16 protein-coding genes are annotated in these 21,082 nt (G+C 66.3%); 6 read left to right on the forward strand and 10 right to left on the reverse strand.

The annotated features are described in order from the left end of the window. Positions 1-100: 100 nt before the first annotated feature. Genes Q9246_RS21830 through Q9246_RS21840 form a run of 3 tightly spaced genes read left to right on the forward strand, consistent with a single transcriptional unit; the run spans position 101 to position 3,628 of the window. Positions 101-1,387 (forward strand): paraquat-inducible protein A, encoded by a 1,287-nt coding sequence (locus Q9246_RS21830; protein WP_306392997.1) that lies wholly within the window; start codon positions 101-103, stop codon positions 1,385-1,387. Continuing rightward, positions 1,380-3,005, forward strand: a complete 1,626-nt coding sequence (locus Q9246_RS21835) for a PqiB family protein (RefSeq protein WP_306392999.1) — start codon at positions 1,380-1,382, stop codon at positions 3,003-3,005. Before Q9246_RS21830 ends, Q9246_RS21835 begins: the two co-directional genes overlap by 8 nt. Beyond that, positions 3,005-3,628 carry a PqiC family protein gene (locus Q9246_RS21840; RefSeq protein ID WP_306393000.1) on the forward strand — a complete coding sequence of 208 codons (624 nt, stop codon included), beginning with the start codon at positions 3,005-3,007 and terminating at the stop codon, positions 3,626-3,628. The genes Q9246_RS21835 and Q9246_RS21840 overlap by 1 nt, the downstream gene beginning before the upstream one ends. A 58-nt stretch (positions 3,629-3,686) precedes the next feature. On the opposite strand, the gene Q9246_RS21845 is transcribed toward Q9246_RS21840, so the two are convergent. Both Q9246_RS21845 and Q9246_RS21850 read right to left on the reverse strand, forming a co-directional pair. Beyond that, positions 3,687-4,640, reverse strand: a complete 954-nt coding sequence (locus tag Q9246_RS21845; RefSeq protein WP_306393001.1) for an IS1595 family transposase — start codon at positions 4,638-4,640, stop codon at positions 3,687-3,689. A 139-nt stretch (positions 4,641-4,779) separates the two neighbouring features. Beyond that, a complete protein-coding gene (locus Q9246_RS21850) occupies positions 4,780-7,008 on the reverse strand; it encodes a TonB-dependent siderophore receptor (RefSeq protein WP_306393002.1) in 2,229 nt (742 codons plus the stop codon). A gap of 261 nt (positions 7,009-7,269) precedes the next feature. Here Q9246_RS21850 and Q9246_RS21855 point away from each other — a divergent pair, with 261 nt between their 5' ends. Continuing rightward, positions 7,270-7,671: a RidA family protein gene (locus Q9246_RS21855; RefSeq protein ID WP_306393003.1), complete on the forward strand. Its 402-nt coding sequence runs from the start codon at positions 7,270-7,272 to the stop codon at positions 7,669-7,671. A 1-nt stretch (position 7,672) separates the two neighbouring features. Here Q9246_RS21855 and Q9246_RS21860 read toward each other — a convergent pair whose 3' ends face one another. The 4 genes from Q9246_RS21860 to Q9246_RS21875 all read right to left on the reverse strand — a co-directional run bounded on the left by Q9246_RS21860 (position 7,673) and on the right by Q9246_RS21875 (position 12,042). Continuing rightward, positions 7,673-8,560 (reverse strand): LysR family transcriptional regulator, encoded by an 888-nt coding sequence (locus Q9246_RS21860; RefSeq protein WP_306393004.1) that lies wholly within the window; start codon positions 8,558-8,560, stop codon positions 7,673-7,675. Between the two features lie 131 nt (positions 8,561-8,691). Beyond that, a complete protein-coding gene (locus Q9246_RS21865) occupies positions 8,692-9,282 on the reverse strand; it encodes a class I SAM-dependent methyltransferase (RefSeq protein ID WP_306393005.1) in 591 nt (196 codons plus the stop codon). 54 nt (positions 9,283-9,336) lie between these two features. Beyond that, complete coding sequence (locus Q9246_RS21870) at positions 9,337-10,737, reverse strand: APC family permease (protein ID WP_306393006.1); 1,401 nt, start codon at positions 10,735-10,737, stop codon at positions 9,337-9,339. Between the two features lie 177 nt (positions 10,738-10,914). Next, positions 10,915-12,042, reverse strand: coding sequence for an alpha/beta fold hydrolase (locus Q9246_RS21875; protein ID WP_306393007.1), 1,128 nt, complete (start codon positions 12,040-12,042; stop codon positions 10,915-10,917). Positions 12,043-12,268: 226 nt separating this feature from the next. Between Q9246_RS21875 and Q9246_RS21880 the strand changes: the two genes are divergently transcribed. Next, positions 12,269-13,213 (forward strand): 2-hydroxyacid dehydrogenase, encoded by a 945-nt coding sequence (locus Q9246_RS21880; protein ID WP_306393008.1) that lies wholly within the window; start codon positions 12,269-12,271, stop codon positions 13,211-13,213. A gap of 3 nt (positions 13,214-13,216) precedes the next feature. Here the strand turns inward: Q9246_RS21880 and Q9246_RS21885 are convergent, their stop codons facing one another. After that, positions 13,217-13,957: a siderophore-interacting protein gene (locus Q9246_RS21885; RefSeq protein ID WP_306393009.1), complete on the reverse strand. Its 741-nt coding sequence runs from the start codon at positions 13,955-13,957 to the stop codon at positions 13,217-13,219. Between the two features lie 24 nt (positions 13,958-13,981). Between Q9246_RS21885 and Q9246_RS21890 the strand changes: the two genes are divergently transcribed. Next, positions 13,982-14,467 (forward strand): MarR family winged helix-turn-helix transcriptional regulator, encoded by a 486-nt coding sequence (locus Q9246_RS21890; RefSeq protein WP_306393010.1) that lies wholly within the window; start codon positions 13,982-13,984, stop codon positions 14,465-14,467. Positions 14,468-14,488: 21 nt separating this feature from the next. Here Q9246_RS21890 and zwf read toward each other — a convergent pair whose 3' ends face one another. The 3 genes from zwf to Q9246_RS21905 form a co-directional block, all read right to left on the reverse strand. Next, positions 14,489-15,967 carry a glucose-6-phosphate dehydrogenase gene (gene zwf, locus Q9246_RS21895; protein WP_306393011.1) on the reverse strand — a complete coding sequence of 493 codons (1,479 nt, stop codon included), beginning with the start codon at positions 15,965-15,967 and terminating at the stop codon, positions 14,489-14,491. Between the two features lie 176 nt (positions 15,968-16,143). Then, the gene (locus Q9246_RS21900; protein WP_306393012.1) at positions 16,144-19,095 is read right to left on the reverse strand and encodes a TonB-dependent receptor; all 2,952 of its coding nucleotides are present in this window, start codon (positions 19,093-19,095) and stop codon (positions 16,144-16,146) included. 159 nt (positions 19,096-19,254) lie between these two features. After that, a complete protein-coding gene (locus tag Q9246_RS21905; protein ID WP_306393013.1) occupies positions 19,255-21,075 on the reverse strand; it encodes a glycoside hydrolase family 28 protein in 1,821 nt (606 codons plus the stop codon). Between the last annotated feature and the right edge of the window lie 7 nt (positions 21,076-21,082).

Genomic DNA, 21,082 nt, shown 5'->3' on the forward strand with positions numbered 1-21,082 from the left:
CGCCTTGCGCACGGAACGCCGATCGAAAGACGTACTCAATTGCTTCCGGTCATAATACATAGTGTAGAAGCACTGATGTAGGGTGACACTGGGAGAACGATTGAACGCGGAACACCTGATCGGCTGTCATGACTGCGGTTGCCTGTACCACCGGGAACCGCTGAACTCGTGCGAGCGTGCGCGTTGCACCCGCTGCCGTCACGAGCTGTACCGCTGGCATGCCGGCGGGCCGCTGCGCCGGGCCGATTCGCTGGTGGCGCTGACGCTGGGCGCGGTGCTGGTATTCCTGCTGGCCCAGAGCTTCCCGATCGTCACGCTCGAGATGGGCGGCATCACGTCCGGCGCCACCCTGTTCCAGGCGGTGGGCGTGCTGTGGGCCGAAGGCATGCAGGTGATCGCGGCGATGGTGCTCTTGTGCGCGATCGTGTTTCCCGGCCTCGAACTCACCTCGCTGCTGTACGTCGCCATCGGCTTGCGCCGGGGCCGGCGCGTACCGGGCTTCAATCTCGTGCTGCGCGTGGTGCAGGGAGCGCGCCACTGGGCGATGACCGAGGTGCTGATGATCGGCATCCTGATCACGGTCATCAAGATGGCCGGCATGGCGCGGGTGGTGCCGCATCCGGGCCTGTTCGCGTTCGGCGTATTGACGGTCTTGTGCGCGCTCGTCATGCGCTACGAACCCAAGGCCTTGTGGGAACTGGCCGACCGCCTGGCGCCGCGCCCGAAGGCCGACGCCGGCCATCACGCCATCGCCCACGCCCCGGACAACCTGGTGTCCTGCGGCGCCTGCGGCCTGGTCAACGCCTACCCCTGGCAGCGCGCGGCCAACGGCGCGGCCCACTGCCGCCGCTGCGGCGCCGGCCTGCACCGCCGGATCCCGAACAGCATCGGCTGGACCTGGGGCATGCTGGCCGCGGCGACGCTGCTCTACGTCCCGGCGATGATGCTGCCCGTGATGTATACCCGCACCATCGGCGGCGGCGCTGAGGGCGACACCATCATGAGCGGCGTGGTGCTGTTCTGGAATACCGGCTCGCCGGGGCTGGCCGTCATCATCTTCATCGCCAGCGTGGTGGTGCCGGTGTCGAAGCTGGTGGCGCTGGCCTGGCTCAACGCGACCGCCCAGCTGCGTTCGCGCGCGGCGCCGCTGGCGCGCACCCGCGCCTACCGGGTGGTGGAATTCGTCGGCCGCTGGTCGATGCTGGACATCTTCGTGGTCACGCTGACCGTGGCGCTGGTGCGCTTCGAGGCGCTGGCGACGATCACCGCCGGCCCGGGGGCGATCGCCTTCGGCTGCGTGGTGATCGTCACCATGGTCGCCTCGCACCAGTTCGACCCGCGCCTGATCTGGGACCCTATCGAATCGAATGGAGAAAAGCATGTCTGAACAGGACGGCGCGAATGCGCCGCAGCGGCCGGCCACCCAGGGGCCATCCTCGCCCGACGTGGACCGGCCGAGCCGCTGGCTGCCGTCGCTGATCTGGCTGATCCCGCTGCTGGCGGCCGTCATCGGCGCCGGGCAGGTGGTGCACTGGATGACCAACAAGGGCCCGACCGTGTACGTGTATTTCGCCACCGGCGAGGGCCTGGAGGCCGGCACCACGCGGGTCAAGTACAAGGACGTCGACATCGGTCGCGTGGTCGCGGTGACCCTGGCCGAGGACGGCAACCGGGTGATGGCCAGGATCGAGATGGCCAAGGAGGCCGAGCGCTTCACCGCGAAGGATTCGCGCTTCTGGGTGGTGCGGCCGCAGATCGGCGCCAGCGGCGTGTCGGGACTGGGCACCCTGCTGTCCGGTCCCTACATCGGCGCCGCGCCCGGCACGTCGGAAGACAGCAGCAATGCCTTCACCGGCCTGGAAGCGGCGCCGGCGATCCCGATCGGACTCAAGGGCCGCGAATACCTGCTGCACGCCGACAGCCTCGGCTCGGTGTCGCCGGGTTCTCCGGTCTTCTTCCGGCGCGTGCGCGTCGGCCAGGTAGCCAAGGTGGAGCTGGACAAGGCCGGCCAGGGCATCGACATGTCGGTGTTCGTCGAGGAACCGTATATCGGCTTCGTCGGCCCGGACACGCGCTGGTACCACGCCAGCGGCGTCGACCTGCGCCTGGACGCCAGCGGACTGAAACTCAATACGCAGTCGCTGGCGGCGCTGGCCACCGGCGGCATCGCCTTCGAATCGACCGACGGACGCAAGCCCACCGTGCCGGCGCCGGCCGGCAGCCGCTACCTGCTGGCCGAGGACCGCGCGGCGGCCCTGCGCCCGCCGGACGGCCCGGCCACCACCGCGGTGCTGTACTTCGACCAGTCGCTGCGCGGCCTGGCGCCGGGCGCGCCGGTCGACTTCCGCGGCGTGGCGCTGGGCGAGGTGCGCAGCGTCGGCATCGAATGGGACCGCGAGCGCCGGCGCTTCAATATGCCCGTCGTCATCGACATGTACCCGGGCCGCCTGGGCCAGGATTTCATGACCGCCCTGAACCAGGGCCGCGAGGGCAGCGACATGATGGGCATGATGGTGGGCCGCGGCCTGCGCGCCCAGCTGCGCAACGGGAACATCCTGACCGGCCAGTTGTACGTGGCGCTCGACTTCTTCCCGAACGCGCGCAAGGCCGCCATCGGCCAGCAGGGCGAGCTGGTGGTGCTGCCGACCGTGCCGGGCCAGCTCGACGAGTTGCAGAGCCAGGTGGCGCGCATCGCCAATAAACTCGACAAGGTGCCGTTCGACGAGATCGGCGCCAACCTGAACCGCACCCTGGCGCAGGCGAATGCGACCCTGGCGCGCCTGGAGGGACAAGTGCTGCCGGAAATGACGGACACGCTCACGGCCGCCAAGGGCACCTTCGCGCGCGCCGAAAACCTGCTGGCGCAGGATTCGCCGCTGCAGTCCGACCTGCGCCAGGCGCTGCAGGAAGTGTCGGACACGATGGCCAAGCTGAACGCGCTGGCCGATTACCTCGAACGCAATCCCCAATCGCTCATCCGCGGCAAACCCCAGGAGAAGAATTGATGACGTCGTCCGCTATCCCGCGCCGCCTGCTTGCCGCCGCCTTGCTTGCATCCGCCCTGGCGGCGTGCAGCAGCACGCCGGTCGACCGGTTCTACACGCTCAGCGGCGGCCCGGCCACCGTCGTGCCGGCGTTGGCGACGGCCGCGCCGCTGTACTTCGAGATGCGTCCGGTGACCTTGCCGGGCCAGCTGCGCCGTCCGCAGATGGTGGTGAGCGGTGGCGACGGGCGCATCGACCTGGAAGAGCACCACCGCTGGGCCGGCCCCTTGGCCGAGGAGATCGGCAACAGCCTGTCGTTCGGGATCGCAGCCCAGCTGGGCGCGGTGGATGTCTACCGCAGCGCGGCGCCGAAAGGCAGCACGCTGTACCGGATCGGCGCGGACGTCCAGCGTTTCGAGTCGGCGCCGGGCAGCTACGCCCTGGTCGATGCGGTATGGAGCGTGCGCCGGCTCGACGATGGAGAAATCCAGACCTGCCGCAGCGTGTTCCAGGAACCGGTGGGGCCAGGCCACGACGCACTGGTGGCGGGCCATCGCGCGGCGCTGGCGAAGCTGTCGGCCACGATCGCGGCCGCGGTGCGCGGCCAGGCGGCGGGCGCCGCGCCCGCCTGTCCGGCCGCCTGAACGGGTCGCAGCCACAAGAATAAGGCGCTGTTCGCGTTAATTCGGCAGCCACCAGTGCTCAGCCTGGTTTGACTGTGACTACTAGCAATTGTGCTGGCGTAAGCATGGGCCCAGCGTCGAGCACCCGCCGCCAGCCCGAATAATGGATCAGATAGCGGCTGGCAACGCCGTGGAAGCGTACCAGCCAGCGCTTGAAACGGCTGTGCCAGCCATTGACATGGTTCAGGTGGATGGCGCCGCGCGCCCGCTCGCCAGCGCGCAGGTTGATCGCTTGATGGGCGATATTGTTTCGCATGGCGAAGACTGGATAGGCGGCAGCCCCGTCGCTGATCAAGAGGCAGTCCGGCGCCAGCACTGGCCCAAGGCATTCCCCGAGTTGCGCGCTGCTGACCGGACCGCGGCCGCAATGAAAATCCAGTGCTGCGCCGCCGCGCGCGCAGGCGACCAGGAGGCAATCGTGGTCGCGGCCGATGCCGCGATGGCTGGCCACGCCGCCGCGCCGCCGGGCAGGACGGGTCAGCGTGCGCGATCCCTTTTGCGATTCCAGCAAGTACGTCTCGTCCGCTTCGACCATGCCAGCCAGAGGCGCCGGCCGTTCGCGCGTGAAGCCGGACACCATGCGGTGACGCCAGCGAAAACTGGTGGTGCGGTGAACCTGGACCGCCTCGGCGCTGGCGCGCACGGTGCGCGACTCGAGCAGGCACCGCAAATAGGGGAGCCAGCATGCCCTGTTGCGCAGGCGCGCCAGCTTCGTGCCGGTCAGTGCGTTGTAGCTGCGACCGCAGGCGAGGCAACGCCAACGCTGCAGGTCGCTGGCCCGACCGCAACGATGGGAACGCGCGCCGCCGCAGCGAGGGCAACATTTGCCGGCAGCCGCCTGTTCGATCAACGCGATGCAGGCGTCCGCATCGTCGGCGCTGCCTAGCCACGTGCGCAATTGCTCACGCTCTTCATCGTGTAGAGGCAGGCCGCGCAAGGCGGCAAACAATGTCTCAAAGTCCAAACTGTCCACGGCCGCCCCTTCCGGATGACTCGACAGTGGTTGAGACCAGGCTGGACAGGAAAGGTTCGCGGAATTAACGCGAACAGCGCCAAGAATAACGGGGCGCCGCATCGCTGCGGCGCCCCGTTCGGCATGACGCTTCAGGACATCAGAAGCGGTAACGCAGGGTCAGCGAGGTGTCGCGTGGTGCGCCATAGGTGATCTGGTTGAAGGCGGCGAACATCGCGAAGTGGGTCTTGTCGGTGGCGTTGCGGACGTTGAGCTGGGCCGACAGTTGCTTGTTGAAGTCGTAGCGCGCCATCAGGTTGACCAGCGCGAACGATCCCTGCTCCATGCGGCCGTCGAGGCCCGGCGCCACGGTGCCGTCGACCGTGTAGGTGCTGCCTTCCCAGTTGACGCCGCCGCCGACGGTCAGCTTGTTCCATGCGCCCGGCAGGCGGTAGGTAGCGAAGGCGCGCAGGGTCTTGCGCGGGTAGATCGAGTTGAAATCGACGTCGTTGGCATCCTTGGCGCGGAAGATCGCGTAGCCGATGCTGGCGTTCAGGCCAGGGATGATCTCGCCCGAAACGTCCAGTTCGATGCCCTTGCTGGTGGCGCCGTCGACGCCGCGATAGTAGGCTTCCGGCAGCAGCGGGCCGGTCGGGCCGTCGCGGTCGATCATGCCGGCCGCCTGGGCCAGGCCATCCTGCTTGAGGTGGAACACGGCCAGCGAGGCGTTGACGCGGCGGTCGAAGAACTCGCCCTTGATGCCGGCCTCGGACGCCTTGCCCTCGATCGGATCGAGCAGGTTGCCGGCGAAGTCCTTGTTGTTCTGCGGCTGGAAGATGCTGGTGTAGCTGCCGTACAGCGAGTAGGTGTCGTTCAGGTCGAACACCAGGCCGGCGTACGGGGTGACTTCGTTCGAGTACTCGATCGAGTACGGATCCTGCCACTGGCCGCCGCCTTCCTTCTCGTACTTGGTGATGCGCGCGCCGACGATCGCCTTGAGCTGGTCGGTGACCGAGAAGCGCGCCATGCCGTACAGGCCCTGCTGGGTGGTCTCGCTGGTCTCGTAGCGGGCTTGCGGGCCCCACACCGGCACCGGATAGCTGGCCGGATCCCAGGTATTGAAGTTGGCGACCGCCGGCGCGAAGCCGCCCGGCTGGCCGGGGAAATCGGCCAGGCGGTTGTTCGAGTAGAAGTCGGTATTCGCGTGCAGGTAGCCGATGGCGGCCTGGTGTTCGCGGCCGAAGGCCGAGAACGGACCGCTGGCGTGGATGCCGAAGTCCTTCTGCTTGGTCTGGATGACGTAGGAGCCCGCGAACGCGCCGAGGCCGGCGCCGGTGGTGCGGTCAGGCACGCCCGACAGGTACAGCAGGCGCGAGTCGCCGTCGCGGGTGGCGTCGGTGTAGGTGAAGCGCAGGTTCCAGCCGTTGGCGAAGCGGTGTTCGTAGTCGGCGAAGAAGTTGTCGTACTGGTTGTCGTAGCCGGTCCATGGGGTGCCGGTGGTCAGCGCACGGTTCTCGGGGATGATCGAGCCGTCGGTGAAGCGGTATGGCAGGCCGCCCCACATCGGGCCGCGCGGGCTCATTTTCTGGCGGCTGAAGCCGGCCGAGAAGGTGCCGTCGCGGCCGATGTCGGCTTCGATCGTGCCGTAGAAGGTGCGGTCCTTGTTCTCCAGGTAGCGCACCCAGCTGTCGCCTTCGCCGTATTCGCCGACGAAGCGGCCGCGGATGCTGCCCGATTCGTTCAGCGGCGTCGAGACGTCGGCCATGACGTGGCGCTTGTCCCAGCGGCCGACGGTGGCTTCGACGCGGCCGCCCAGCTTCTTGCTGAAGGCGCGCTTGCGCACCAGGTTCAGGGCGGCGGACGGGGTGCCGGCGCCGGTCATCAGGCCGGTCGCGCCGCGCACGACTTCGACGCGGTCGTACAGGGCCAGGCTGCCCAGCACTTCGCCCGCGCTCCAGGCGGCGTCCCAGGTGGTCGGGATGTTGTCGATCTGCAGGTTGGTGACTTCGAAGCCGCGCGCCGTGAAGCTGCCGCGGTGGGTTTCATACTGGTTGACCGAGACGCCGGTGACGTTGTTGGCGACGTCGGTGATGCTGATCAGGCCCTGGTCTTCGATGCGCTGCTGGGTGATGACGGAGACCGATTGCGGGGTGTCGCGCAGCGACATGTCGAGCGGGGTCGCGGTGCGGGTGCGGCCGATGGTGTACGAACCGACGTCGTCGGCCAGCTTCTGGGCCTGGACCTGCACCTGCGGCATCGACGTGGTGCCGGCGGCGGTGTTGCTGCTCTCGGTGGACTGCGCCTGGGCGACCAAGGGGAGTGCGAGACCCACGCAGACCGTCAGGGTCTTCAGTTTGCGACGTCCGTTGGGGCTGACCTGCTTTTCCATCTTTATTCCTGTTGTTGAGCGATGAGTGAGTGGCGGACCGGTCCCGAAAAACGCGCGTCGGCCTATGACAGTTGAATAACAACTTGGAATGATAACTATTCTCATCTATTTATGTCAATGTGTGGCAAACACTTATTGTCAAATCTTGTGGCGGATTGTGCATCCGCATGGACGGTATTGGCAGCGAACGGCTCTGTTTCCTTGCCACCGAATTGGCTAAGCTGGCGTCATCTCAACGAAACACACCTGAAAGGCAGGGCAATGGAAAAGGCAGAATTTTTTGTGACACCTGGCTATGGCGAGAAGTTCTACGGGAAGTTGGGCTATTCGCAGGCGGTGAAGGTGGGCAATCGGGTGGAAATCTCGGGCCAGGGTGGCTGGTCGGACGATCTCGAGTTCCCCGACCGTCTCGAGGACGAGATCGAAGTCGCCTTCAAGAACGTCGAGCGTGTGCTGGCCGCTGCGGGCGCCACCTGGGAGCACGTCATTCATGTGAATTCCTACCATGTGGGTGGTTTCCCGCCGGAGGCCAACGAGACGATGGCGAGGTTGTTCCGCCAATACATGCCGAACCGCGGACCGGTGTGGACCGAAGTGGGCGTGGCGGTGCTCGCCGACCCGCGCATGCGCATCGAGATCCGGGTCACCGCGATCATCGAGTGATTCAGTCGCGGAAGGTGTCGATCAGCCAGTCGACGAAGACCGTCAACCGCGCGTTCTGGTGACGGTTTTGTGGGTAGAGGATGTGGAAGGGCATGGCCGGCCGGCGCCACTCCTGCAGGATCGGCACCAGTTCGCCGGTGTCGATGGCCGGCTGCACCATCCGCGTGAAATGCTGGCCGATGCCCATGCCGGCCCGCAGCAGCGCCAGCAGGCCATTGCCGTCGTTGGTCGAGAGCTCGCTCGCCTCGATGTCGAGGCGCACACCGTCGCGTTCGAAGACAAGGGGATTCGGCTTCGTGGTCGCAGCAAAAAAGTAGCCCAGGCGAACGTGCTGGGCCAGGTCGGCGGGTTCGCGCGGCGTTCCCTCCCTTTCCAGGTAGGCCGGCGCGGCGAAGGTGCCGTAGTACAGGTCGAGCAGCTTGCGGCCGACCATCGACATCTCGTTGATCTCGCCCGCGCGGATCACGCAGTCGACGCCTTCGCCGACGATATTGGCCGGACGGTCGCTGATGCCCAGGCCCAAGGTGATGTCCGGGTATTCGCGATGGAATTCAGGCAGCGCTGGGATCAAGAGGGAGGTCGCGAACGAGGCCGGGGCGTCGATCCGCAGGTGCCCGCGCGGCTTGCGTTTCTGGCCGCGCATGCCGTGGTCCAGCGCGTCGATTTCCGCCAGCAGCCGCACCGATTGCTCGTAATACGCCAGGCCGTCGGCGGTAGCCGCCACCGTGCGCGTCGTCCGGTGCATCAGCTTGTTGCCGAGATGGGCTTCGAGGTCGCCGATCGGCTTGCTGACCGTGGAGCGGGGCAGGTTGAGCTGGTCGGATGCCCGGCTGAACGAGCCGGAGTCGATCACGCGGACGAAGGCGCGCATGGCGAGGAGCTGGTTCATGGGCGGATGATCGTATCGGGATTCCACATGGCCAACAATTATCCATCAAAGTGCATAATGTGGTGTGGAATGGACGAGATCGATCAGCCGCCCCGAATGCTCTCGTGAGCGGAGTGGCGCTTTGCTGTAGGTCAGGCTACCTCTTTCTTGTTCGCCTCAGTAATGGTCCAGTAGTAAATCGTCCGGCCATCGACCTCGACCGTCTTCTCGGCCGGCCATTCCGACCCCATGTCGAAGGCATGCGACACCACGCGCGTGCCGACCTTGAGCTGCTTCCACAGTTGCGGACGCAGCTTGGCGTTGATGGTCGGCAGCAGGTACAGGGTCACCACGGTTGCGCTCGAGAAATCGGTCTTGAACAGGTCGCCGACACGGAACTGGGCGCGGTCCGAGACGCCGGCCTTCTTGGCGTTTTCCTTGGCTTCCGCGATGCGCTCCGGATCGATGTCGATCCCGGTACCGCGCGCGCCACGCACCTTGGCGGCGGTGACGACGATGCGGCCGTCGCCGCAACCCAGGTCGAACAGCGTGTCGTTCTTGCCGACCTTGGCGAGGTCGAGCATCTTGTCGACCACTTCCTGCGGGGTCGGGACATATGGCACGTCGAGGCGTGGCGTGGCGGCAGTGGCCTGGGCCAGCGCGCGGCCGAACGGGAACATCATCATGCCGCCCGCGGCGGCGGCGGACAGCAGCAGGGTACGGCGGCGGGGTTGCAGGTTCATCGGCACAGCTCCTTGGGTCAGGTGGGGACTTCGGTGGAATAAGGCTTGGAATATTTATCGATCGCTCTTCGAGCGCAGCAGCAGCAGCAGGACCACGCCGATGGCCAGCACCGCGACGCCGATCCAGGCGGCGTTCAGCCCGCCGAGCTGCTGGCTGTACACGTACGACAGGCTCGACCACAGCATATAGGCGCAGCTGGCGCAGAACAGCAGGGGCAGCACCGGATACAGCGGCACCTTGAACGGCCGCGGCGCGTTTGGCTCGCGCCGGCGCAGCACGAAGAGCGAAATACCCGTCAGCAGGAAGAACAGCCAGAATACGGGCGCCGTGAATTCGACCATGGACTTGAAGCCGCCGCCGAGCGCGGCGCCGGTGGCGACGAGTAGCAGGGCCGCCACGCACTGCACCGTCATGGCGACCGTCGGGGTGCCGCGCTCGCTATCCCATTCGGCCAGGCGGTCCAGTTTTTTCCAGTCGAGGCCCATGGCATAGCTGGTGCGCGCGCCGACGATCATGGTGGCGTTGATCGAGGTGAGGGCCGAGACGGCCACCAGTACCGAGATGATCTTTTCGCCGGCCGGGCCGAACACGACCTTCATCACGTCCGCCGCCACCGCCTCGGAGGCGGCCATGCCTTCCATGCCCAGCACTTTCCAGTAGGCCCAGGTCACCATCAGGTAGAGGACCGTGATGATGACGATGCCCAGGGTCAGGGCCTTGACCATGTCGCGCGGGCCGCCGCGCATCTCGGCGCTGATGTAGGCCGCCTCGTTCCAGCCGCCGTAGGTGAGCAGGACGAATACCATCGCCATGCCGAGGGCGGCGCTGGCCGGTCCCGCGGGCGCGGCCCCGGAAGCCGTCGCGGACACCGGGGCCGGATCGCTGAACAGGGCGGCGGCGCCGACGATGAGCAGCAGGCCGAGGATCTCGGCGACCGTCAGGAAGGTCTGGGCGCCGGTGCCGGTGCGGATGCCGCGCAGGTTCAGTGCGGACAGCCCGACGATCACCGCGACGGCGTAGACGGTGCTGCCCCAGCCGGCCGGCAGCATGGTCAGCGGCACCGCCTGCTGCATGTAGTCGCCGAACACGAAGCCGAGCAGGGCGATCGAACCGGTGGTGATGACTGAAAAACGCGCCCAGCCGAACAGGAAGGCGACCGAACGGCCGTAGGCGCGGTGCAGGTAGTGATAGTCGCCGCCGGCGTGCGGATACGAAGTGGTCAGCTCGGCGTAGCACAAGGCGCCGATCAGCGACACCACGCCCCCAAGGACCCACAGGGTAAACATGGCGGTGGCGCCGCCGCTCATGCCGGCGACCAGGGATGGGGCCTTGAAGATGCCGGCGCCGATGACGACACCGACAATGACGGCGACCGCCTCGCGCAGGCCGATCGTCGGCCGCGGTCGGGTGTCGTGGGGGGCGGAGACAGTGCGTTCGGCTTCGATGGCGTCCATGTCGTGATCGGTGAGGCACGTCGACGGCCGCCGAGCGCCGCGTCATGCGAGGTTGCACATGGGAAGCGCGTAAACACACTGTCGCTCACCCGCTTTTCGGAACTGGATGTTATCCAGACTGTAGAGCAGGTGGCGCGCGATTGAGATGTCAGAAAGATAAATACGGGGCAGCAGGAGTCATGCCGATGGCGCCACAGCGCGCGCATCGTTCGACGCATTCGCCATCGCCGGCGCGCCGAGCCAGTCGAAGATGGCCGGCCAGATGGTGGCATGGGCGCTGCGGCCCACCAGCACGCCGACATGCTGCAGGTTGACACCGACGTCGCCCTGGTAGGAGAACACCTGCCGGCGCTCGCTGCCGGTGGCTTCGTGGAAGGGCAGGACGGCGTCGGGCGGGATCACCTTGCTGCGGAAATCGACCACGCTGACGAGCGGTGCGCGCAGGTCGCGCGGACCGATCGTGCGCCCGCCGATGTCGAGCGTGCCCTGCATGAATTCGTCGTTGCGGTACAGCGATTCGACGATCTCGGTGAACAGGCGGCCGGGCAGCGGGAATTCGTCATGGGTCCAGCGCTCGACCCGCATATGGGTGGCCAGCGCCTTGGGGTCGAGCAGCGACAGCCAGCGGTCGGCGATGCGTTCCCACCCGAAGGCCTGCGGCTCGGCCAGGGCGCTCATCATGTTGAGATAGACGCCCGGCACGTGGCGGAAGGCGTCGGCGATGCCGCGCGCATGCGGGGTTGCGTTGACCAGCGGCGAAAAGCAGCAGGTGGCCTGCTCGAAATGCAGCGGCGATTCGAGCAGCACGGTGGCCGCCACGCGCTCGGGATGCCTGCAGCTGTAGATGGCGGCCAGGATGCCGCCCAGCGAGTGGCCGACGATGGTCAGCCGTTCTTGCCCGCTGTCTTGCGCTATCGCGCGCTGGCAGGCCGACAGCAGGCGGTCGCCGTAGTCGTCCAGGCCGACGTCGGGGTCGCCGTCGGGCATCGGCAGCCATTCGGCCAGGTAGACCCGGTATCCGCGCTCGCTCCAGCGGCGCACCACGCTGATGTCGGGCGCCAGGTCCCAGATATAGGCGCGCTTGATCGGGGCCGGCACCAGCAGCACTGCCGGGCCACCGCCGGGCGCATCCTGGAAGCGCCGCAGGTTCAGGCCGGGCTGGTCGAGGATGACGGTCGACGGCGTCTGCTGCGGCCCATAGCCAGCCCGCTCGAGCATCCTGCCGCGCGCCTGGCGGCTGCGGTCCATCCGCTTGAGCGCTTGCGCGCCGAAGGCCCCGAATGCGTTCCAGTTACTGGCGTACATGAATGGCGATCCCGTCGAATTGGCAATCCGGAGACTCTACGCCAACTGCCGTCCGGCTCCAACCGCGCACGCTTCGAATCGCATGCCTGTTTGCGCTAGGTAAAACCTGGCGCATCGCCGCGTCGGCCAGTTGGTCGTCGCCCGCTCGTCGCCGGCGGCGTGGATTGCTCTGGAATCTGGCATACTCGAACCATCGTTCACGATCGACAAGACCAGGTATTTACTGATGAAACCAGAGATTCTCGTATTGGGCGGCATGTGGTCGCAAGAGCTTCGCGCCAGGCTGGAGCACGCATTCGAATGCCGCTACCTGCCGGCGATTCCGCCTGCCGGCGACGCCGTGTTGACACCGGTCGCGGCGCGTATCCGCGCGGTCCTCACCACTGGCATGCTCGGCGTGACGCCGGAGCTGGTAGCCGCCTTGCCGGCGCTCGAGATCGTGTCGGTGAATGGGGTCGGCGTCGATGCGGTGCCGCTGGCGCTGCTGGCCGAACATGGCATCCACGTGACCAATACGCCCGACGTGCTGACCGACGACGTGGCCGACCTGGCCGTCACCCTGCTGCTGTCCACTGTGCGCCGCCTGCCGATGCTCGACCGCTATGTGCGCGCCGGCCAGTGGCCGGCAAAAGCGCCCCTGGGGCCGGCGCGCAGCCTGAAGGGCAAGGTGGCCGGCATCGTCGGCTTCGGCCGTATCGGCCAGGCGGTGGCGCAGCGCCTGCAGGGCTTCGGCATGGAGATTCGCTATTACCAGCGCAATCCGGGCCCGGCGCCGGAGCGGCGCAGCGCATCGCTGCTGGCGCTGGCCGATGAAAGCGATGTGCTGGTGCTGTGCATGCCCGGCGGCGCTGCCACCCGGCACATCGTCGACGGTGGGGTGCTCGACGCGCTCGGCCCGGAAGGCACGCTGGTGAACATCGCACGCGGCTCGGTGGTCGACGAGGCGGCGCTGGTCGCGGCGCTGCAGGATGGGCGACTGGGCGCGGCGGGGCTGGACGTGTTCGAGGACGAACCGAACGTGCCGGCGGCGCTGTTCGCGTTCGACAACGTGGTACTCACGCCCCACGTCGGCAGCTTCACGGTGGAGACGCGGCGCGCGATGGGCGAGCTGGCAGTGGCCAACCTGCTGGCCCACTTCAACGGCGAGCCCTTGCCCACGCCGGTCGTCTAGCGTTTAGTCGAGATGCTCGTGGTGGTCGGCCACGCCCTGCTTCCAGTAGGCCGAGATCCGGGCCGCCTGGCGCGGCAGGCCCTTGTCGACCAGGAGCTGGCGCACCTGCGCCATCAGCGCGGCTTCGCCGCCGCCCCAGGCCAGGCCCGCGCCTTGCTGCAGCGGCAAGTCCTTCAACACCTGCAGCAGTTCCTCGTTCGACGCCACCCAATGGATGTCTACACTGGCCTGGGTGGCGAACTCGCGCCGGTCGGCCGCGTCCACCAGCATTACCACCTGCGCGCGGGCGGCCGGCGGCAATTCTTCCAGGCGCCGGGTCACGGCCGGCAGCGCGCTGGCGTCGCCCAGCAGCAGGTGCCAGTCCATCGCCAGCGGCAGGATCATCGAGCCGCGCGGGCCGCCGATGATGGCCTTGTCGCCGACTTTCGCGTCGCGCGCCCATTCGGCGGCGCCGCCGTGGCCGTGCAGGGCGAACTCGAGGTCGACCTCGCAGGCTTGTTGGTCGAAGCGGCGTGGCGTATAGTCGCGCCGAACCTGCTGGCCGTCGGCCCCGTCGAGCATGAATTTGACATGGTCGTCGAACGACAGCGAGGTGAAATCCCAGAGTGCGGCGCCCTTGAACGTGATGCTGGCGAAGCCGGGGCTCAGCCGTTCGATGCGTGTGACCTCGACTTCGCGAATCTTGAGATCGTGGCGGACGCGCTCGATCGCGGGAATTTGTGCGGGAATGCGGGATTCAGGCATGCTACACTCCAGAATTAGTTGATAGTGTCCACCATTATGCGAAAAGAAGTTGATAGAGTCAACCAAAATCAGGGCAATCGTGTGGACGATCCGTTGGAGACGATGCACGCGATCGTGCATCTGTACCGGTCACAGCAGTTGAAGGGATTGCGCAACGGGCCGCACGAGCTGGCGCATATGGAGGTGAGGGCGCTCGGCTATTTCGCGCGCCATCCAGGCGCCACCCAGAGCGACCTGGTCGCGCATTCTGGCAGGGACAAGGCGCAAGTGGCGCGCATCATCCGGGCTCTGCGCGACGGAGACCTGCTGGAGGCGACGCCGGACGAGGCCGACCGGCGCAGCACGCGGCTGATGCTCAGCGCGGCCGGGAAGGAAGTATTCGAGGGGCTGCACCGCCAGAGCGGAGCGCTGGGCGCCGTCGCCCTGGCGGGATTGTCGGACGACGAGCAGGCGGTATTATTGGACCTGCTGGCGCGCGTGCGCGCCAATCTGGAGGCGCGGGCTGGGTAGGGGTGGCCCGCGCTCGATCGCTTACTCGACCCAACCAAACCCATCCCGCGCCAGCAGCGCGAACGATTCCGCCGGCCCCCACGAACCCGCCGCATAGCCATGCGGCTTCTCGTTCAGGGTTTCCCAGCCATTGATGATCGGCTCGACCCATTCCCAGGCCGCTTCGAGTTCGTCGCGGCGCATGAAGTGGGTCAGGCGGCCGCGCACCACGTCGATCAGCAGGCGTTCGTAGGCTTCGGCGCGGCGTTGCTGGAAGGCCGATTGCAGGTCGAGGTTGAGCGCTACCTGCTGCATCATCATGCCACTGCCGGGCTGCTTGGCGAAGATCTGCAGCTTGATCGCTTCTTCGGGCTGCAACTCGATCACCAGCCGATTCGCGACGCCGCCCGGGGTCTCCGGGAACAGCGGGAACGGCGGATTGGCGAACTCCACCACGATCTTGGACGAGCGGCGCTGCATGCGCTTGCCGGTGCGCAGGTAGAACGGCACCTTGGACCAGCGCCAGGTATCGATATGTGCGCGCAGGGCGACGAAGGTTTCCGTGTGGCTGTCCGCCGGCACGTTGCTCTCCTCGTGATAACCCTTGACTTCCTGGTTGCCGCTCACGCCATGCGTGTACTGGCCGCGCACGGTGTCGCGTGCGATGTCGGCCAGGGTCATGCGGCGCAGCGAGCGGATCACCTTCAGTTTTTCGTCGCGCACCGCGTCAGGCGACAGCGAGGTTGGCGGCTCCATGGCGACGATGCACAGCAGTTGCATCAGGTGGTTCTGCACCATGTCGCGCATCGCGCCGGCGCTGTCGTAGAAGCCGGCGCGGCTGCCCACGCCCACTTCTTCGGCCACCGTGATCTGTACGCTCGCGATGTTCGGCGCGCGCCACAGCGGTTCCAGGATCGAGTTCCCGAAGCGCAGCACCATCAGGTTCTGCACGGTTTCCTTGCCCAGGTAGTGGTCGATGCGGTAGATCTGCGATTCGGCGAAGTGTTTGCCGACCGCCTCGTTGATCTCCACCGCCGACGCCAGGTCGCGGCCCAGCGGCTTCTCGAGCACCACGCGCGCATTGGCGTCGACCAGGCCGGTGGCGGCCAGCTTGTCGCAGATGGTGGTGAACAGCGATGGCGCGGTGGCCAGGTAGAACACGCGCTGGGCGCCTTCGCGCGAAGAGTCCTTCAGCGTGTCGAAGATGGGCGCGCTCGAGACGTCCAGGCGCACATAGACCAGCAGGTCGAGGAAGCCGGCCCAGCTCTTGTCATTGAAATTGTCGGCGCTGATGAACGAGCGCGAATGCTCCTCGACGAAGGCCAGGTAACTGGCGCGATCGTAATCCTGGCGGCCGGTCGACAGGATGCGGGTCGACGCCGGCAGGTTACCGTGCAGGAAGGCCATGTACAGGGCCGGCAGCAGCTTGCGCATGGCAAGGTCGCCCATGCCGCCGAAGATGGTCATGTCGAGGGGAAGGCCGTCATTGTGCTGATTCGCGTGCTCGTTCGAGGTACTCATGTCTCTTTCGCTGACAGGTTGTATAGATCGCTTGCGTCGTGCGCTCGCCTGGTTGGTCTTTGATTGTAGCCTACATGACGAAAAAGAACTGGCAAAAGGGGCAAGATTGCCAGGCCCGGCGTACGGACAAAAAAAAGCCCGCGCAAGCGCGGGCCCGAAGCCACCAGGAGAGGAGCTTAGAACTTGTAACGCAGGCCGAACAGGTACTCGCGCCCGGTCACGTTGTTCACCACCACGCTGTCGCGCTGGCGGCTGATGAACTGGTCGTTTTCCTCGTTGGTCAGGTTGACGCCCTCGAGCGTGAACTCGAGGTTCTCGTTGACCTTGTACGACAGCGACAGGTCGACGTTGAACGTTTCGTTCTTGCCCTCGACATCGTTGTTGTTCTGGCCCGGTACGCGGGTCACGAAGCCCGAGCGCTTGGCGCCCGAGATGCGCGCGCTAAACTTGCCGTCGTCATAGAAGAAGGTCGCGTTCCACGATTTCGGCGACAGGTTCAGCAGGTCGTCGGTGATGGTGGCGCCACCGGTCGGCGAGACCAGGTATTCGATTTTCGAGCTCACCTTGGTGTAGTTCAGCAGGGTGCCGAAGTTCTTGCCCCAGCCCGGCAGGAAGGTGAACGGCTGCTGGTAGCTGATCTCGAAGCCCTTCAGCTTGCCGCCATCGGTATTCACCGGCAGCGTTTGCTGGAACACTTCCTCACCCGTGAAGTTGGCCGGCAGCAGCGACAGCGGCAGGCCCGACTCGCGGAACGGCACATTGGTGCGCAGGCTCTGGATATAGGTGTCGATGTTCTTCTGGAACAGGCCCAGGCCCACGAAGGCCTTGTTCGCGAAGTAGTATTCGAAGCTGCTGTCGAAGGTCTTGGCGCGGAACGGTTTCAGGAACGGGTTGCCCGAGTTGATCGACAGGTTGCCGGTGGTGGCGATGCTGCCGCCCGGCGACAGGAAGCCCAGTTGCGGACGGGTCATCACCTTGGCCGCGCCGAAGCGCACGATGAACTCGTCGGTCACGTTGGCGGTCAGGTTGAACGATGGCAGCGTGTCGGTGTAGTCGTGGTTGACCTTGACCTGGGTGCCGCCGCCGGCCGCCTGGTAGCCGATGGTTTCCAGGTCGGTCTTCACGTAGCGCACGCCGATGTTGCCGCGCACCGGAATATTCCACAGGTCGTGGCGGAACTCGCCCATCAGGTAGACGCCGTCGCTCTTCTCGGTGACCGCGCGGTTGTTGCCGCGCGCATTGCCGTTCTCGATCGACGACAGGGTGAAGTCGCCCGGGCCGCCGGCAGGGCCGCTCTTGATGCAGTTGCAGTAGATGTCGTAGGCGGCGGCGATCGCCTGCAGGTTCGGCATCACCCAGCCGGTGGCGTTCCCGGCCGGCATGCCGAGCTGGCTGCCGAAGCCGGTCATGGTCGAGGTCAGGCCGGTGGCGCCGGCAGGCGGGGCGAAGATCGTGTCGTTCTGGTTGACGCGACGGAACTCGTAGGTCTCCGAGGTGTACTTCTTGCTGTTGATGCCGCCCTTGAAGGTCAGGCTGTCGCTCGCTTCCCAGGCCAGGTCGAACTGGGCGACGTTGTTGACGTTGTCGGTGCCCTGCGGACGGATGCGGATCTCGCTGGTGGTGGTGTTCGGCACGGTCGTCGGCTGGGTGCCGCTGGCGACCTGCGGAACGCCGATCAGGCCGAGCGGGCCTCCGTTCACGTCGAACGGATAGGTGATCAATGGACGACGGCTGTCGTTACGGAAGTCGATGCTGTAGCCGTCGACATTCAGTGCGTCGAGGGTGACCGTGGTCTGGATCGGGTTGCGGAACTTCGATTCGGCGCGGCCATACCTGGCGCTCATGCTCCAGGTGTCGCTCAGCTTGTGTTCCAGGGTCAGTGTCGGCTGGGTGAAGGTGGTCTTCAGTTCGTCGAAGCGCTGTTCGGAGCGGATGTCGACGTTGTTGTAGCGGCCGTACAGCAGCGAACCGTTCGGCGCGTACTGCGCTTCCAGCACGCCGACCTGCGGCTTGCCGCCCTGGCTGGCGCTGCGGCTGAACGAAGTCGCCTGCAAAAAGTCTTCCTGGCGGGTCGCGTCGAGCTTCGAGTACAGCATGTCGAAGGTCAGCAGCGTGCCCTGGCGTGGACGCCATTGCACCGAACCGGTCAGGCCGAGGCGGTCCTGGTCGTGGGTCAGGCGGCCGTAGCGCGGCAGGCGCGGGTGGAAGTTGTTCGGATCGCTGGCCGCGTTGTAGGCGGCGATATTCTCCGGCGTGCCGGGCAGGCGTTCGGCGCCTTGCGCGGCCGGGCCGCAGGTGGTCGCGGTCGAGTTGCTAGGGTTGGCGGCCATGCCCTGCGGGGCGCACCAGCCGCCTGACGATGGGCCGTTATCCCAGCGCACCGTGCTGAAACCGTCTTCCAGCACGCGACGCTTGGAGTAGGCGCCCGAGAACAGCACGCCCACTTTGCGGTCGAAGAAGGTGTTCGACACCATGAAGGCCGCGCGCGGATCGGTCTTTTCCGAGCCGTCGTTGTATTTGCCTTTCAGGGCCACGGTGGCGTTGAAGCCGCGCAGGTCGAACGGACGCAGGGTCTGCAGGTCGACGGTGGCGCCCAACGAGCCTTCGTCGACGTCGGCCGACGAGCTCTTGCGCACCGTCAGGGCGCTGAACAGCTCCGAGGCGAACACGTTGAAGTCGAAGCCGCGGCCGCGGTTGGTGCCGCCCGAGCTGTCGGTGCCGCCGGTGGTGGCCAGGCCCTCGATGCCGTTGATGCGCACGCGGGTGAAGTCCTGCCCCAGGCCGCGCACCGTGATGCTGCGGCCTTCGCCGGCGTCACGGTCGATCACCACGCCCGGCACGCGCTGCAGCGATTCGGCCAGGTTGGTGTCGGGGAATTTGCCCATGTCTTCGGACTTGATGACGTCGACGATGCCGTTGTCCTGGCGCTTGGCGTTCAGTGCGCTTTCCAGCGAGGCGCGCAGGCCGGTCACGACCACAGTCTGGGCAGTGGCAGTCTCGGCGCCGGTCGGCGTGGCGGCGACTTCCTGGGCAAAAGCGGGCCCGAGCGACAGCGCGGAGACCGAAGCGGTACCGAGCAGGCAGAGGGTGAGTTTGCGCAGGGCTGCGCGGTGCGGGTATTGGTTCATGCTGTCTCCATGCGTTTTTGTCGGGGCGGTGGGTTGTGGGGTCCGCCGGCGCTGCATTTGTTTATCTGGTCAGGCCAGTTGTTGAATTCTATGTCAACTTTTGTGTTTTTGGTCAGGCCAATTGAAAAATATTTTTGAACTGGCCTGACCTGTTGCTATTCAGGTCTTTGCGTTCAGCACCTGCTTGTAGCGTTTGCCGCCAATCGTGACGTTGTCGAGAGTGACATCGACGGCGTTATGCATGAACCATGGCTGCGCGCCATTCGCCGGGGTGCCGAAATCCGAGTCGCTGATGCGCACGCGGGCGATCGGCGGGATGGGCGTGCCAGGCTTGCCGTTGAAGCTCGACGCCACGGGCCCGAGCAGCACGAAGGCCTGGTAGCACGAGAACTTGCCCTTGCCGGCATCGACATTGCTGGCGCGGACGTTGCGGATGTCGATGTCCGATACCTGCGGCGGACGGATGCGCATGGTGTCGTCGCCCGGTACGTAGTCGCAGTCGATGGTGACGATGGCGCCGGCACTGGACGCCACCGGCACGGTGATCTCGCGCATGCCGGGCAGCGGCTTGTACAGCATCGGCTCGATCGACACGCCATTGGGCAGCGTCACGTCGCGCACGTACAGGTGGCGCAGGAAGCCGCCGCGGTTCATATTTGTCTTGAGCCGGATCGCCGTGTTCAGCGGGTCGTTCTTCCAGTGGATATTGCGGAACTCGAGCTTCTCGGCAAACACATACTCGATGCCGCCCGCCATCTCGCTGCCCAGCGTGACGCCGCCATGCCCGCTATTCATCACGCAGTTCTGGATCACGATATTGCGCGTCGGTCCATGCTGGGTGTCGAGGTTCTTGCCGGCCTTGATCGCGATGCAGTCGTCACCGTTGTTGAACAGGCAGTCGTCGACCAGCACGCCGTCGCAGGCTTCCGGATCGAAGCCGTCGCTGTTCGGGCCCAGGCTTTCCATGTTCACGCGGCGAATCAGGAGATCGCGGCAGGCGACTGGATGGTGCAGCCAGAACGGCGCCGCATTGACCTGGTAGCCCTGCAGCAGCACCTTCTCGCAGCCGATCAGTTCGATCATGCAGGGCCGCAGGAAGTGGCCATGGCCGAACACGCGCTTCTCGACCGGCACGCCGGCTTCGGACAGCGCCGGCAGGTAGCGCGAATCGGTCTGCCAGCGGTCTCCCTGGCCCTGGATCGCGGCCTGTCGCCGCGCATCGATGCCTGGCACGACCTTGTCCAGCGAGGGGTTATTGGGATTGGCATACACCTCGGTGCGCTTGCGTACCGGCTTGCCGCGGCCCTTCCAGTCCCACCAGCATTCGGGACCGTCCGCGAAACCCGGCTCGAACGGCACTCCGCCCTGGCCATTGAGGATGCTGGTCCAGTCCTCGCCGGTCAGCGCGATATTGGTTTGATTGATCGCGTACACCATCGGCGAGTAGTTCAGGCAGTCGTTGCCCTGCCAGCGCGACAGTACCAGCTTGCCGTTGTCGCCGCAGTCATGCTCGCCGTGGCGGGCATAGTGCGCGGGATTGGCGGCGAAGTGCACGCGCGCGCCGGCGGCCAGGTGCACGTGCACGTTCGAGCGCAGCACGATCGGGCCGGCGCAATACCATTCTCCCTTCGGGATCACGACCCGGCCACCGCCCTTGGCGTGGCAGGCCGCGATCGCCGCTGCGATGGCCGGATAGGCGTCGGGGGAACCCGGCGCCGGGGTGTCCAGCATGCCCTCGACCAGCGATTCGGTCTGGCCGTTCACCTTCACCAGCGTGCATGGCTTGGCGCCGTGGGCGGTGATCGGGAAATCCTCGTCGCGGAAAGTCAGGGGCGTGGCGAAGCGCGCCACGATGGCGGCGGCCCGCTGCCAGGGATCGGCCGGCTTGGCGGCGGCGCTGGCGCTATTCACGCCGCCCAGCATCAACGAGGCCGCGGGAACGGTGCGCAGCAGGGCGCGGCGCTTGGCTTGGAAAGTCATCGCCATC

Source organism: Telluria beijingensis (genome assembly GCF_030770395.1).
GTDB classification, from domain to species: Bacteria; Pseudomonadota; Gammaproteobacteria; order Burkholderiales; family Burkholderiaceae_D; genus Telluria; species Telluria beijingensis.